This window comes from Kluyvera cryocrescens NBRC 102467 (assembly GCF_001571285.1).
Lineage (GTDB): Bacteria > Pseudomonadota > Gammaproteobacteria > Enterobacterales > Enterobacteriaceae > Kluyvera > Kluyvera cryocrescens.
Map to the genome: position 1 here is coordinate 93,607 of NZ_BCTM01000008.1, position 14,359 is coordinate 107,965.

Genomic DNA, 14,359 nt, shown 5'->3' on the forward strand with positions numbered 1-14,359 from the left:
GAGTGGGTCGAATGTCTGATGTAAACCCGATTCTGTCCGGCTCGGCGCAGAGTATTGCCGCCTATCAGGACGCTATCGAGCAGAGCACTAAAGCCGTTGTTGAATGGTTGAAGCAGCCTGAAATGTATCAGGGCAAAACTGTTGAACAGCTGCGCTCTCGTATCAGCCTGAATTTCACCTCCGGGGGCCTGGGTAACCAGGCCGCTATCGAGCGTGCGGTTGAATATTTCCTTAAAGACAGCCTGTCCGTGCATCACGCACAGTGCGTCGCGCATCTGCATTGCCCAAGCCTGGTGATTAGCCAGGCGGCGGAAGTGTTGATTAACGCCACGAACCAGAGCATGGACTCCTGGGATCAAAGCCCGTCCGCGACCATTATTGAGATCAAACTCATTGAATGGCTGCGTGAGCAGGTGGGATACAGCGCAGGCGATGCCGGTGTCTTCACTAGCGGTGGAACCCAGAGCAACCTGATGGGGCTGATGCTGGCTCGCGACGCGTTCTTCGCGCGTCAGGGGCACTCTATCCAGCAGGATGGTTTAACCGGCGATCTGAGCAAAATCAAAGTGTTCTGCTCTGAAAATGCTCACTTCTCCGTGCAGAAAAACATGGCGCTGATGGGGCTGGGCTATCGTTCGGTCACGCTGGTGAAGACCGACGAGTTCTCGCGCATGGATCTCAACGATCTGCGTGAGAAGCTGGCGCAGGCGAAAGCCAACGGTGAACAGGTGATGGCCATTGTCGCTACCGCAGGAACTACCGATGCGGGCGCTATTGATCCGCTGGCAGAAATCGCGGCACTGGCGGCTGAACAGCAGATCTGGATGCATGTGGATGCGGCATGGGGTGGGGCGTTACTGCTGTCTGAGAAGTATCGTCACTTCCTGAATGGCCTGGAACTGGCTGACTCGGTCACCCTGGACTTCCACAAGCAGTTCTTCCAGACCATCAGCTGCGGCGCATTCTTGTTAAAAGAAGCGCGCCACTACGAGCTGATGCGCTACCAGGCTGCGTACCTGAACTCTGATTTTGATGAAGAGCACGGCGTACCGAACCTGGTGTCGAAATCCCTGCAGACCACGCGTCGTTTTGATGCGCTGAAGCTGTGGATGGGCCTTGAAGCACTGGGTAAAAAGCAGTATGCCGAAATCATTGATAACGGCGTAACGCTGGCACGCGACGTAGCCGAGTTTGTGGCAGCACAGCCGCATCTGGAACTGGTGATGCAGCCGCAGTTGGCAAGCGTTCTGTTCTGCTTCCGTCCGGAAAGCACGGATATGGCGTTTGTAGCCCTGCTGAACCAACGCATTGGCGACGTGCTGCTGGCCTCCGGCAGCGCTAACGTTGGCGTTACCGAAGCCGATGGCATCACCTGCCTCAAGCTGACTCTGCTGAACCCGACCGTGTGCCTGGAAGATGTCAAAGTCCTGCTGGCCAGCGTGAAAGAGACCGCAGAGAAGCTGCTGAAAGCGTAACGTTTGGCGTTGATGCGGAAATGAAAATGGCTCCCTGGGGAGCCATTTTTTTTACTGAATATCCGCCAGCGCGGCGTCTTTGTTCGGGAAGAAGGCCAGTCGCCCCGGAATTGGCTGGATACCTGCGCGCGCCATGGTGCGCAGCGGCTGGAACTCAAGATTCGAGACCCGCAGCTCACAGCCTTCCGGCAGTTTGTTGACGAAACGCTGGAACGCATCAAGACCACCAGCATCCAGCACCGGCACCGCATCCCACTTCAGCACCACAATCCGTTTGCCAGCAATACGCGTTTCCAGATCGGTAAATAACCCTTCGGCGGCGGCAAAGAACAGCGGGCCAATGACGCGCAGCACCAGCACATCGTCCGGGACGGTGACGTTTACTGCCGAAAGACGCGTCATGCGGGCGATACGGCGCATAAACAGCAGCGATGCCAGCACGATGCCGACGCTGATGGCGATAACCATATCGAACAGCACGGTCAGCGACATACAAATCAGCATCACGATGATGTCGTCTTTCGGCGCTTTGCGCAGCAGATACACCACTTTATGCGCTTCACTCATGTTCCACGCCACCATCAGCAGCAGGGCAGCCATGGCCGAAAGCGGCAGCCACGATAGCACGGGGGCAAGAACCAGCAGCGCCAGAATGACTAGAATCGCGTGAATGACGGCGGATACCGGTGAGGTGGCACCCGCACGCACGTTGGCGGCGGAACGGGCAATGGCCGCAGTCGCGGTGATACCGCCGAAGAACGGCGCAACAATATTACCCAGCCCCTGGCCGATGAGTTCACTGTTAGCTTTATGTTTGGTACCGGTCATGCCGTCCAGCACCACGGCGCACAGCAGCGACTCAATCGCACCCAGCATCGCCATGGAGAAAGCAGCAGGCAGCAGGGCGTGAAGTGAAGCCCAGCTTAACGTAAAGGAGGAACCGGGGAGATCCCACGGCAAGACAAACTGGGGCAGCAGCTGTGGAATGCCGTTACCCTGGGAGCCGTCCGCCAGAATATAGTGGAACTGAGAGCCAATCGTCGCAACCTGGCCGCCGAGCAGGTTGACGATAACCATCACCAGACACCCAGCAATCAGCGCCGGCAGGTGTCCCGGCAGACGCAAACCGAGACGTGGCCAGAGGATCAAGGTCCCAAGAGTGACAACGCCTATCGCCGCGTCGCCGAAATTAATGGTCGGCAGGGCCATCGCCAGCGCCCCCACTTTCTGCAGATAATGCTCCGGTACATGCGTCATTTGCAGGCCGAGGAAATCTTTTATCTGCATGGTCCCAATGGTGATACCGATCCCCGAGGTAAAACCGAGGGTCACCGACAGCGGGATATATTCGATCAGACGGCCAAAACGGGCGAGGCCAAAAAGGATCAAAAACAGGCCGGACATCAGCGTGGCGACCAGTAAACCGGCCAGACCGAATTGCTGAGAAACCGGATAGAGGATCACCACAAAGGCCGCGGTTGGCCCGGAAACGCTAAAGCGGGAACCGCCGCTTAGGGCGATGACAATCCCAGCGACGGCAGAGGTATAAAGGCCGTACTGTGGCGCAACGCCGCTACCAATCGCCAGCGCCATGGCCAGCGGGATCGCGATAATACCGACGGTGATCCCGGCGATAAGGTCGCGCATAAAGCGCGCGGAGCTGTACTTCTCTTTCCAGCAGGCATCAATTAGCGCGCGGAAAGGCATGATATCGGGGGAGAATAATTTATTCACAATACTGTTTCATCCATGAGCGCATCATCTGTCAGGTGAATGGCAGTGAAGTTGGCATAAATCATACAAATAAACACTATAGACAAAAAAACCCGCCGCAGCGGGTTTTTTAACCAAATCCGATTAATGCTCGAACATGGCGGAGATGGATTCTTCGTTGCTGATACGACGAATCGCTTCGGCCAGCATCCCGGACAGGGTCAGGGTACGGACGTTTGGCAGCGCTTTGATCTCATCGCTTAACGGGATGGTATCGCAGACGATAACTTCGTCGATGACGGAGTTACGCAGGTTGTTTACCGCGTTACCGGAGAAGATCGGGTGAGTTGCGTAGGCAAATACGCGTTTAGCACCACGTTCTTTCAGCGCTTCAGCTGCTTTACACAGCGTGCCGCCGGTATCAATCATGTCATCAACCAGAATGCAGTCACGACCGGCAACATCACCGATGATATGCATAACCTGGGAAACGTTCGCACGTGGGCGGCGTTTGTCGATGATAGCCATGTCGGTATCGTTAAGCAGTTTAGCGATAGCACGTGCGCGAACTACGCCACCGATGTCTGGAGAAACCACGATTGGGTTTTCCAGGTTCAGCTGCAGCATATCTTCAAGCAGAATCGGGCTACCAAACACGTTATCAACCGGTACATCGAAGAAGCCCTGGATCTGTTCAGCGTGCAGGTCTACGGTCAGTACGCGGTCAACGCCAACGCTGGACAGGAAGTCAGCGACAACTTTAGCGGTGATCGGTACACGCGCAGAACGTACGCGACGGTCCTGACGGGCATAGCCGAAGTAAGGGATAACGGCAGTGATTCGGCCTGCGGAAGCACGACGCAGGGCATCTACCATAACAACCAATTCCATCAGATTGTCGTTAGTAGGGGCACAAGTGGACTGGATGATGAAAATATCACCACCGCGTACGTTTTCATTAATTTGTACGCTGACTTCGCCGTCGCTAAAGCGACCTACAGCGGCGTCGCCGAGAGAAGTGTACAGGCGGTTGGCAATACGTTGTGCTAGTTCCGGGGTGGCGTTACCAGCAAAAAGCTTCATATCAGGCACGAGAAGAACCTCAGGCATGCGTCCAGTGGTGGATGAAACGGGCCAAAAACTGTGCGGGCCAGGCGCGATTTCATCCAGGCGGTGTATTAAAGAGCGCGATGCAACGTCTGGAACGGGGTGACGTTGTCACCGGAGCTCAGTTTGCCCGGCAGGGTTTACTCATCACTTTTCTTCTTTCGTCAGCAAAACTGGCGGAAATCCGAATAATTCAGAGTAGGGCTTGCTTCAATGGAGAGAGGTTTACACCTTTCGCCACAAAGCCTTGCAACCATTCCGGGGCTTGCTCAAGCACCTGGCGGGCAGCGAGTTCCGTGTCGAATTCAGCAAAGACACAGGCTCCTGTTCCAGTCAGGCGCGACGGCGCGTATTCTAACAGCCAGGAAAGCACATCATCAACCTCGCGAAAACGTTTTCTTGCGATAACCTCGCAATCATTAGCGAATTCACAATTTAATAACGTATCTATTGACCTGACAGGGGTATTTCGTGGCAGCTCCGGATCGCCAAAAATGACCGGTGTCGGGATACTGACGCCGGGGTGGGCGACCAGATACCATTTTTCCGCCACGTCCACCGGCGTCAGAACTTCGCCGACGCCTTCCGCAAAGGCGGCGCGGCCACGAACAAATACCGGCACGTCCGCACCCAGCGTTAAGCCGATGGTCGCCAGCTCGTCTTCCGAAAGATGACACTGCCAGAGATGGTTCAGCGCGACTAACACGGTCGCGGCGTTAGACGAACCGCCGCCCAAGCCGCCGCCCATCGGCAACCGTTTGTCGATACGGATATCAGCGCCGCTGCCTTCCGGCAGACGTTGCGTCTCGGCGGCCGTTTTCATCAGCAGGCGGGCGGCGCGAATAATCAGGTTCTCTTCATTCGGTACGCCATCCACCGGGGTGAGCAGACGCAGTTGCCCATCGGTACGGGGCTCGATGGTCAGCGTGTCGCCGTAATCCAGGAACTGAAACAGCGTCTGCAGCGTGTGGTAGCCGTCGGGACGCTGTCCGGTAATGTATAAAAACAGGTTCAGCTTTGCGGGAGAGGGCCAGCGGGTCATCATTTAACGATCCAGTTATCCATTTTCAGCTTGATACGCTGAGAACCCTGGGTCAGCTCCATGTTGGATGGCAGCGTCGGCTGGGTTTTGCTGTCGTAGCCGCCGTAGACCACTTTCCAGGTTTTCCCGTTTTGGGTGTAGTTGAGCTCGCTCAGACGGTACTGATCGTCAAGCTTATAGTCGGTGGCATCGCCCGGTAGACCAACGATCCACTGGCGTAAGCTGTTGAGTGGAATTGGCATCCCGGTCAGCTTACCGATCATCTCTTCGCCATCGGCGGCGGTGTAATGCTGGCCTTTATTATCGGTCAACTGGGCAGAACCCGGCTGGCCAATCAGCTCAAGCTCGGTGCTGCCTAACGGATTGGTCAGCAGTAGACGATAGTTGTCCTGGCCGGTTTGCTGCCAGAAGAAACGAGCGTAAACCTTTTGTTGGTCAGAGAGATAAGCAAAGGCGCCGCGCGTCTGGAACTGGTTAAGCTTGCGCACTTCTTGCTGATGCTGCTGCCACTCGGGAGAGGTTGGGCTTTTACCCGGACCCTGTGGGTGAGTAGTGGTACAGGCGGTAAGAACCAGCGCTGCCAGCGGCAGCAGACGAACCATGCGGAAATCAGACAGGGCCATAATAATGACAATCCTTGAAATGCGTTGCAGTTATTACGCTTAATGCTAGCGTCGCCGGGGGGCAGCGTCTACGCTCAAGTTGTCTTAAATCATAAAATTAACCCAGCTTGCCTATTACTCCAAAAGGGGAGCCTCCCTTTTATTGATCTCGCGCATCCTGTATGATGCGCTCAGACTAACCTTATCAACGCTGGTACTACTCCCGCACAATGACCCTTTTAGCTCTTGGCATTAACCACAAAACAGCCCCGGTAGCGCTGCGAGAACGTGTAACGTTTTCGCCAGATACGCTTGACCAGGCGCTGGAGAGCCTGTTGGCTCAGCCAATGGTACAAGGGGGAGTGGTCCTATCGACCTGCAACCGCACTGAGCTCTACCTGAGCGTCGAAGAGCAGGATAATCAGCATGAAGCGATTATCCGCTGGCTGTGCGATTACCACGGATTAAACGAAGCCGAGCTTCGCCAGAGCCTTTACTGGCATCAGGATAACGACGCCGTCAGCCATCTGATGCGCGTCGCCAGCGGGCTGGACTCGCTGGTGCTCGGTGAACCGCAAATCCTGGGTCAGGTCAAAAAAGCCTTTGCCGACTCCAGCCGCGGCCATCTCAACGTTAGCGAACTGGAACGCATGTTCCAGAAATCATTCTCCGTGGCCAAGCGGGTGCGTACGGAAACGGATATCGGCGCCAGCGCGGTGTCAGTGGCCTTTGCGGCCTGTACGCTGGCGCGACAAATTTTTGAATCTCTCTCGACGGTCACGGTGCTGCTGGTTGGCGCAGGTGAGACCATCGAGCTTGTGGCGCGCCATCTGCGCGAACATCACGTGCAAAAAATGCTGATTGCCAACCGTACCCGTGAGCGGGCGCAGGTGCTGGCGGACGAAGTGGGGGCGGAAGTGATTGCCTTAAGCGACGTCGACGAGCGGCTAAAAGAAGCCGACATTATTATCAGTTCAACCGCCAGCCCGCTGCCGATTATCGGCAAAGGCATGGTTGAGCGTGCCCTCAAAGCGCGCCGCAATCAGCCAATGCTGCTGGTGGATATCGCCGTACCGCGCGACGTTGAACCGGAGGTGGGGAAACTCGCCAACGCCTATCTTTACAGCGTGGATGACCTGCAAAATATTATTCAGCACAATCTGGCGCAGCGCAAAGCGGCGGCGGTCCAGGCTGAAACGATTGTTGAGCAGGAAGCCAGTGAATTTATGGCCTGGCTGCGCGCGCAAAGCGCCAGCGAAATCATTCGTGATTATCGTGCCCAGGCGGAAAGTGCGCGTGAAGAACTCACCGCGAAAGCGTTAGCGGCGCTCGAACAGGGCGGCGATCCGCAGGCCATCATGCAGGATCTGGCGCGTAAATTAACCAACCGTCTGATCCACACGCCAACCAAATCACTTCAGCAGGCCGCCCGTGACGGGGATGATGAACGCCTGCATATTCTGCGCAACAGCCTCGGGCTGGAGTAGCACAACTCTATTTATTACAAGGTGCATTTACGCCAATGAAGCCTTCTATTGTTGCTAAACTGGAAGCTCTCTACGAGCGCCATGAAGAAGTTCAGGCGCTGCTGGGAGACGCAGCAACTATTGCCGATCAGGACCGTTTCCGGGCGCTGTCGCGTGAGTACGCACAGCTGGGCGACGTTTCCCGTTGTTATACCGACTGGCGCCAGGTTCAGGAAGATATTGAAACCGCGCAGATGATGCTCGACGATCCTGAAATGCGCGAAATGGCGCAGGAAGAGTTACAGGAAGCCAAAGCGCGCGAAGAACAGCTCGAACAGCAGCTCCAGGTGCTGCTGCTGCCGCGCGATCCGGACGACGAGCGTAACGCCTTTGTTGAAGTACGCGCCGGTACCGGCGGCGACGAAGCGGCGCTGTTTGCGGGCGATCTGTTCCGTATGTATACCCGCTATGCGGAATCCCGCCGCTGGCGCGTGGAAATCATGAGCGCCAACGAAGGCGAGCATGGTGGTTTTAAAGAAGTGATCGCGAAAATCAGCGGCGAAGGCGTTTACGGCCGGCTGAAGTTTGAATCCGGCGGTCACCGCGTACAGCGCGTTCCGGCAACCGAATCCCAGGGGCGTATTCATACTTCGGCGTGTACCGTGGCCGTGTTGCCAGAGGTGCCGGAAGCCGAACTGCCGGATATCAACCCGGCAGACCTGCGTATTGATACCTTCCGTTCCTCAGGGGCGGGCGGCCAGCACGTTAACACCACCGACTCCGCGATCCGTATTACCCACTTGCCAACCGGTATTGTGGTGGAGTGTCAGGACGAACGTTCCCAGCATAAAAACAAAGCCAAAGCGATGTCGGTACTGGGTTCGCGTATCCGTGCCGCTGAAATTGCCCGTCGTCAGCAGGCGGAAGCCTCTGAGCGCCGTAACCTGCTGGGCAGCGGCGATCGCAGCGATCGTAACCGCACCTATAACTTCCCACAGGGGCGAGTGACCGACCACCGCATCAACGTGACGCTTTACCGTCTGGATGAAGTGATGGAAGGCAAGCTGGATATGCTTATCGAGCCTATCGTGCAGGAATATCAGGCCGATCAGCTGGCGGCGCTGTCCGACACGGAATGATGACCTTTCGACAGTGGCTGCAACAGGCCATCACGGCGCTTGCGGCAGGCGAAAGCCCGCACCGCGACGCCGAGATCCTGCTGGGGCATGTAACCGGCAAGGCGCGGACATACATTCTGGCCTTCGATGAGACCGAATTGACCGCGTCGCAGATGGCAACGCTGGCTGAACTGCTGGCGCGACGCGCCAATGGTGAGCCGGTAGCGCATTTGGTGGGGACGCGGGAGTTTTGGTCACTGCCGCTTTTTGTCTCTCCGGTTACGCTGATCCCGCGGCCGGACACGGAATGCCTGGTTGAGCAGGCGCTGGCGCGCCTGCCGCAATCGCCCTGTCACATTCTCGATCTGGGCACCGGCACTGGCGCGGTTGCCCTCGCGCTGGCCAGCGAACGCCCGGATTGCCAGTTGACCGCCGTCGACTTTATTGCCGATGCGGTGGCGCTGGCGCAGCGAAATGCCGATAACCTCGGTATCCGCAATATTCGGATTCTGCAAAGCGACTGGTTTAGCGCATTAGACGGTCAGCGTTTTGCCGTCATCGTCAGTAATCCCCCCTATATTGATGAGCAGGATGAACATCTTGCGCAGGGGGATGTGCGTTTTGAGCCAAAAACCGCGTTGGTGGCCGCCGAAAATGGGCTGGCCGATCTTGCGTACATTATTCGTCTTGGGCGTCAGCATTTGCTACCGGGCGGCTATATGCTGCTGGAGCACGGCTGGAAGCAGGGCGAAGCGGTTCGAGAACTGTTCCGGGCCGCGGGTTATCAGTACGCAGAAACCTGTCGCGACTACGGCGACAACGATCGCCTGACGCTGGCGCAGTGGCCGGGCGATGCGGAGGTGAGTTCATGAATTTATTCCTGTGGGTGCTCTATCTGCATATTGGGGCGGCCATTGTTTCTGTCAGCTTTTTTGCATTACGTTATTGGTGGAAACATCATCAAAACGCCATGCTGGAGGCGCGCTGGGTGCGCGTGTTACCGCATGCGGTTGACAGCGTTCTGTTGCTCAGCGGCGTCGCGCTGATGCTGATAACGCGCTATTTTCCTTTCACCGAAGAAGGGACATGGCTGACGGAAAAGCTGTTTGGCGTTATCATTTACATCTTTTTGGGTTTTGTCGCGCTTGGACGTCGTCGTCCGCGCAGCCAGCAGAGTGGGTTTATTGCCTTTCTGCTCGCGCTGGTGGTGTTGTGCATCATCGTTAAACTCGCCATCACTAAAGTTCCGTTGTTGGGGTAAGGTATGAAGTCACTGGCTGATTTTGAATTTAATAAAGCGCCGCTGTGCGATGGCATGATCCTTATTTCCGAAATGATTCGTGATGATTTTCCGTCGCAGAAGGTGCGTGAACAACTCGAATGTCTGGTCGCACTGGCCCGCGAGGAGATTAGCCCTTCGTGGACGCTGACGCGCCAAATGGAGCGTCTGATTGAGCTGTTCTATCATGAGTGGAATTTTGGCGATTCTTCTGGCGTCTACCGCCTGTCAGACGCGCTGTGGTTGGATCAGGTGCTGAAAAATCGTCAGGGCAGTGCGGTGGCGCTAGGAGCGATTGTGCTGTGGATTGCCAGCCATCTCGATATTCCCGTGGTGCCGGTCATTTTCCCGACGCAACTGCTGCTGCGTGCCGATGTCGATGACGAAGAGCTGTGGCTGGTGAATCCGTTTAACGGCGATACGCTCGACGAGCACACGCTCGAAGTGTGGCTTAAGGGCAACATCAGCCCGACGGCGGAGCTGTTTAATGAAGATCTCGATGAAGCGGATAACGCTGAAGTGATCCGCAAACTGCTCGACACGCTGAAATCGGCGCTGATGGAAGAGCGGCAGATGGAGCTTGCGCTGGGTGCCAGTCAAACGCTGCTGCAGTTTAATCCTGAGGACCCGTATGAGATTCGCGACCGCGGACTCATCTACGCGCAGTTGGAATGTGAACACATTGCGCTGAATGATCTGAATTATTTCGTTGAACAGTGTCCGGAAGACCCGATCAGTGAAATGATCCGTGCGCAGATTAATACCATCGCGCATAAGCAAATTACGCTTCACTAGTCGGTGGTAACCTCGGTTATCCATATCCTCCTTCAGACTGCCCTGGCGCTGGCTGAATGCCACATCCTGGCAACGTACCGCCGTACGTTACCGGGAGGGCGGTGGGAGGCCGTTTTCTCAGCGAAGACCCGTCTTAAGCGGGGCTGATTCGTTCCCTTGCCCCCTTTGATGTAACTTAAATGATTTGCGTATATAATCGCGGAAATACCCTAACAAGGCGATCTTATGAAAGAAAAAGTGGTTAGCATTGGTGATATCAAAGTAGCAAACGACCTGCCGTTTGTTCTGTTTGGCGGCATGAACGTGCTGGAGTCACGCGACCTGGCAATGCGTATTTGCGAACACTACGTGACCGTGACCCAGAAGCTGGGCATCCCTTATGTGTTCAAAGCTTCATTTGATAAAGCCAACCGTTCCTCTATCCATTCTTACCGTGGCCCGGGCCTGGAAGAAGGGATGAAAATTTTCCAGGAACTGAAGCGAACCTTCGGCGTGAAAATCATCACCGACGTTCACGAAGCCAGCCAGGCTCAGCCGGTTGCCGATGTGGTTGACGTAATCCAGTTGCCTGCGTTCCTCGCTCGCCAGACCGATCTGGTTGAAGCGATGGCGAAAACCGGCGCGGTGATCAACGTGAAGAAACCACAGTTCGTGAGCCCAGGTCAGATGGGTAACATCGTCGACAAATTTATTGAAGGCGGTAATGACCAGGTCATTCTGTGCGACCGTGGCGCAAACTTCGGTTACGACAACCTGGTCGTGGATATGCTGGGCTTTGGCGTAATGAAAAAAGCCTCCAACAATTCACCGGTTATCTTTGACGTCACCCATGCGCTGCAGTGCCGCGACCCGTTTGGCGCCGCATCTGGCGGTCGTCGTGCGCAGGTTGCAGAACTGGCGCGCGCCGGTATGGCGGTTGGGATCGCCGGTCTGTTCATCGAAGCGCACCCAGATCCAGACCACGCGCGCTGCGACGGCCCGTCTGCGCTGCCGCTGGATAAACTGGAACCGTTCCTGAAGCAAATGAAAGCCATCGATGACCTGGTAAAAGGCTTCGATGAGCTGGATACCAGCAAGTAAGCTAGTAGGCCCGTAAACGTTCTGTTTGCGGGCCTTTTTCATTCCTCACTCTGTTGTCCCGCAATACTCCATTGATACAGCGCGCGCTTCCCCGATAGGTGTAATTTTATCAACGCCCGGTCGAGATACGTTCTGACCGATGTCTCTTTCACCTGCATGCGCTGAGCAAGTTGAGTGATGTTTTCGCCGTTCAGGACACCAAGACAGGTTTCGTACTCGCGCGCTGATAATTTCACTCCGCAGCCCGATAGCCGTGCGCTGAACTGCTGCTGAGGGGTTGATAAATTGGGCCGCGAGCGGAGAGTAAACTGCGCATGCTTTCGGAGTAGGGTCAAAATAAAGGGCCCGTAGATCGACAGCCCGCGTAATGCGTTTGCGCTAAAGGGCAAATCCCCGCGTTTCTGGAACAGCGAATACGTGTAAACCCGATGTTCGTCAGTCAGCGTCAGAGCATATTCAATGCCAAGCTGACTGTAATTAAACAGTTGAAGATAGGGGTTAAATCGGGCGTTCTCGGCGGCGGGCGGGGGAATTTGTTCAATGCGCATGTCGGCGGTTGACTTACGTTCAAGCCGTGAAATCAGTTCGTCCTGGCGCCATTCTCCATGGCGGGTATATAAATCAAGCGCTTCCAGGACTAAATCCGGCGCAATATCGCTGGCGGAAAAAAGACTGCTGACCTGATGAAAACGCCGCATGTTATGCGTTGGCGCGGGGACGCTGTCGTAGCACATGGCGATGCTGTGATAGATTGCGGGCAAGGTGGCATGACGACTCAACCATTTCTGAATGGACCATGGGAACCGCTCACTGCCCAATTCGTTAACAATATCCCCTGCATCTGACAGTGTGATGGACATCGGTGCCTCCAGCCTGATTATCCTGCCTCTTACCCTAGTGGAAGTTGAAATAATAAAGCGCGATCGGCCCCGCAAACGCAGGCTGATCGCGCGGTTGCTAGCATGACGTAAGATCGTGAGTAGCGGGTATATCAGGCTGTGAGGAGGCGCGGTAAACGCATTCACCTTCAAACCAGGTTTGGTGCACGGTTATCACGCCAATATCTTCTGCCGCGACGCTCAGCGGATTGTTGTTCAGAATGATAAAGTCAGCTTTTTTACCCGGCACGATTGAACCCGTATACGACTCCATAAAGTTGGCCCACGCCTGATTTACCGTGCAAGCCTCGAGCATGCGCTCAACGCTAGTTCGTTCTTCAGGCCAGGGAACCTGCTGATGTACGGGATTGCTGTAATCAAACACCCAGGGATGATAATTATCGGCGGGTTGACGGGTGACGGCGGTTTCAATACCAATAAGGGGATTTGGCCAGGCCGTCACCGGATAATCGCTGGCATTGGTGACGATGGCCCCGGCGTTGAAGAAGCTCTCGACCGGATAAAGGTAACGCTCGGCGCGATCGTGGCCAATCCAATCGGCTATCATTAGCCAGGTTTTGTCGCGGGAGGCCCAAAAGGTATTGAGCATTACGCTAACCCCGAGCGCTTTAAAACGGGGAAAATCCTCTGCGGCACAGGCAGTCGCATGGGCGATACAGTGACGAGAATCGCGTTTACCGTTGGTTCTTTGCAGGTGTTCAAATGCGTCGAGCGCCTGGCGTACTGCCCCATCGGCAATACAGTGAATATGCAGTTGCCAATGCGCTTTATCCGCCGTGGTAAACAGCGCCTGCAGTTCCGAGGTGTTCCAGTTTTGCTCCCCATAGTAGTTGTCACCTTTCCCGGCGGCTGCCGCGTAGGGCTCAAGCATCAACGCTGTTTTCGTTTCAAAAATACCGTCCGCGAAGAACTTCAGTGTGGTTGCCTGAAAGTGTTTCCCCTGACGGCGTAGCGTATTAAGGCGGCTATTGAGCGCGGGGAATTGCTCCCGACCCAGCGCAGGGGCGGCTAATATGGCTCCGCGCAGGTTCATCTTAATTTGTCGCTGGTCATCCAGTTCGATAAGTGCGCTGGTGGCATTTTGCCCGTGTATATCAAGCCACGGATCGCAGGCGCCGGTAATACCTAAACGATGGGCCAGGTTTTGAAAGTGAAGGATCGACTCTTTATATTCCTCGACTGACCAGTCAGGCAAGCATTCCAACACCAATGCCTGTGCTGTTTCGCGTAAACAGCCGCTGGGTTCGCCCAGAGAGTTACGTTCGATTCGTCCGTTGAGCGGATCCGGCGTGTGGGCGTTAATCCCCGCTATCGCTAAGGCTTTCGAATTCACCCAGAGGGAGTGATAGGTTTCAGAGGCGATGACGATGGGGATATCCAACGATATGGCGTCCAGTAGAGCTTTGTCCGGGCCAACGTCGGGGAAGACTGCTTCCAGAAAGCCACCGCCGCGAATGAACTCAGCATTTGGGCGCGCGGCAAGTTTGTCGCCAATCGCGCGGAGATACGCCTCTGGCGTATTCATTCCCTGTAAGTTAACGCCGCAGATATCATCGGCGGTCAGCGTGTAATGACAGTGTCCGTCAATGAATGCTGGCATCATGAAACGGCCCGCTAAATCATGGACCTGCGTTTTCTCACCGGTATAGGCACAGGCGTCTGCATTGCTTCCGCAAAAAATAATCTCCTCACCCGTGACGGCGATTGCCTGCGCGAGAGGATGCAGCCGATCGGCCGTCCAGATAACACCATTTTTAAACACGATTTCTGCGTACATAATTGC

General features: G+C 55.6%; 13 protein-coding genes. 7 read left to right on the top strand and 6 right to left on the bottom strand.

What is annotated here, in order from left to right:
- Positions 1-11: 11 nt before the first annotated feature.
- The gene (locus KCR01S_RS06430) at positions 12-1,475 is read left to right on the top strand and encodes a pyridoxal phosphate-dependent decarboxylase family protein (protein WP_061281285.1); all 1,464 of its coding nucleotides are present in this window, start codon (positions 12-14) and stop codon (positions 1,473-1,475) included.
- Positions 1,476-1,526: 51 nt separating this feature from the next.
- Here the strand turns inward: KCR01S_RS06430 and dauA are convergent, their stop codons facing one another.
- The 4 genes from dauA to lolB form a co-directional block, all read right to left on the bottom strand.
- Positions 1,527-3,209 (bottom strand): C4-dicarboxylic acid transporter DauA, encoded by a 1,683-nt coding sequence (dauA, locus tag KCR01S_RS06435; RefSeq protein WP_061281291.1) that lies wholly within the window; start codon positions 3,207-3,209, stop codon positions 1,527-1,529.
- A 123-nt stretch (positions 3,210-3,332) separates the two neighbouring features.
- Entirely contained in the window at positions 3,333-4,280 is a 948-nt protein-coding gene (gene prs, locus KCR01S_RS06440; RefSeq protein ID WP_112203978.1) for a ribose-phosphate diphosphokinase, read from the bottom strand.
- A 208-nt stretch (positions 4,281-4,488) separates the two neighbouring features.
- Positions 4,489-5,337 carry a 4-(cytidine 5'-diphospho)-2-C-methyl-D-erythritol kinase gene (gene ispE / locus KCR01S_RS06445; RefSeq protein WP_167348819.1) on the bottom strand — a complete coding sequence of 283 codons (849 nt, stop codon included), beginning with the start codon at positions 5,335-5,337 and terminating at the stop codon, positions 4,489-4,491.
- Positions 5,337-5,960, bottom strand: a complete 624-nt coding sequence (lolB, locus tag KCR01S_RS06450) for a lipoprotein insertase outer membrane protein LolB (protein WP_061281298.1) — start codon at positions 5,958-5,960, stop codon at positions 5,337-5,339. The genes ispE and lolB overlap by 1 nt, the downstream gene beginning before the upstream one ends.
- 209 nt (positions 5,961-6,169) lie before the next feature.
- Here lolB and hemA point away from each other — a divergent pair, with 209 nt between their 5' ends.
- The 6 genes from hemA (at position 6,170) to kdsA (ending at position 11,677) form a co-directional block, all read left to right on the top strand.
- Positions 6,170-7,426, top strand: a complete 1,257-nt coding sequence (gene hemA / locus KCR01S_RS06455) for a glutamyl-tRNA reductase (protein ID WP_061281302.1) — start codon at positions 6,170-6,172, stop codon at positions 7,424-7,426.
- Positions 7,427-7,461: 35 nt separating this feature from the next.
- Entirely contained in the window at positions 7,462-8,544 is a 1,083-nt protein-coding gene (prfA, locus tag KCR01S_RS06460) for a peptide chain release factor 1 (RefSeq protein WP_061281305.1), read from the top strand.
- Complete coding sequence (prmC, locus tag KCR01S_RS06465; RefSeq protein WP_061281307.1) at positions 8,544-9,395, top strand: peptide chain release factor N(5)-glutamine methyltransferase; 852 nt, start codon at positions 8,544-8,546, stop codon at positions 9,393-9,395. Before prfA ends, prmC begins: the two co-directional genes overlap by 1 nt.
- Positions 9,392-9,784, top strand: a complete 393-nt coding sequence (sirB2, locus tag KCR01S_RS06470) for an invasion regulator SirB2 (protein ID WP_061281309.1) — start codon at positions 9,392-9,394, stop codon at positions 9,782-9,784. The genes prmC and sirB2 overlap by 4 nt, the downstream gene beginning before the upstream one ends.
- A 3-nt stretch (positions 9,785-9,787) precedes the next feature.
- Positions 9,788-10,597 carry an invasion regulator SirB1 gene (sirB1, locus tag KCR01S_RS06475; RefSeq protein ID WP_061281312.1) on the top strand — a complete coding sequence of 270 codons (810 nt, stop codon included), beginning with the start codon at positions 9,788-9,790 and terminating at the stop codon, positions 10,595-10,597.
- Between the two features lie 225 nt (positions 10,598-10,822).
- Positions 10,823-11,677, top strand: coding sequence for a 3-deoxy-8-phosphooctulonate synthase (gene kdsA / locus KCR01S_RS06480; protein ID WP_061281314.1), 855 nt, complete (start codon positions 10,823-10,825; stop codon positions 11,675-11,677).
- Positions 11,678-11,715: 38 nt separating this feature from the next.
- On the opposite strand, the gene KCR01S_RS06485 is transcribed toward kdsA, so the two are convergent.
- Positions 11,716-12,537 carry a helix-turn-helix transcriptional regulator gene (locus tag KCR01S_RS06485; protein ID WP_061281317.1) on the bottom strand — a complete coding sequence of 274 codons (822 nt, stop codon included), beginning with the start codon at positions 12,535-12,537 and terminating at the stop codon, positions 11,716-11,718.
- 97 nt (positions 12,538-12,634) lie between these two features.
- A complete protein-coding gene (locus tag KCR01S_RS06490; protein ID WP_061281322.1) occupies positions 12,635-14,353 on the bottom strand; it encodes an amidohydrolase in 1,719 nt (572 codons plus the stop codon).
- Between the last annotated feature and the right edge of the window lie 6 nt (positions 14,354-14,359).

Coding starts and splice junctions, on each gene's coding strand:
- sirB1 (WP_061281312.1), top strand. CDS start 9,788: ATGAAGTCACTGGCTGATTTTGAATTTAATAAAGCGCCGCTGTGCGAT.
- KCR01S_RS06490 (WP_061281322.1), bottom strand. CDS start 14,353: ATGTACGCAGAAATCGTGTTTAAAAATGGTGTTATCTGGACGGCCGAT.
- sirB2 (WP_061281309.1), top strand. CDS start 9,392: ATGAATTTATTCCTGTGGGTGCTCTATCTGCATATTGGGGCGGCCATT.
- prfA (WP_061281305.1), top strand. CDS start 7,462: ATGAAGCCTTCTATTGTTGCTAAACTGGAAGCTCTCTACGAGCGCCAT.
- KCR01S_RS06430 (WP_061281285.1), top strand. CDS start 12: ATGTCTGATGTAAACCCGATTCTGTCCGGCTCGGCGCAGAGTATTGCC.
- KCR01S_RS06485 (WP_061281317.1), bottom strand. CDS start 12,537: ATGTCCATCACACTGTCAGATGCAGGGGATATTGTTAACGAATTGGGC.
- lolB (WP_061281298.1), bottom strand. CDS start 5,960: ATGGCCCTGTCTGATTTCCGCATGGTTCGTCTGCTGCCGCTGGCAGCG.
- prmC (WP_061281307.1), top strand. CDS start 8,544: ATGACCTTTCGACAGTGGCTGCAACAGGCCATCACGGCGCTTGCGGCA.
- hemA (WP_061281302.1), top strand. CDS start 6,170: ATGACCCTTTTAGCTCTTGGCATTAACCACAAAACAGCCCCGGTAGCG.
- kdsA (WP_061281314.1), top strand. CDS start 10,823: ATGAAAGAAAAAGTGGTTAGCATTGGTGATATCAAAGTAGCAAACGAC.
- ispE (WP_167348819.1), bottom strand. CDS start 5,337: ATGACCCGCTGGCCCTCTCCCGCAAAGCTGAACCTGTTTTTATACATT.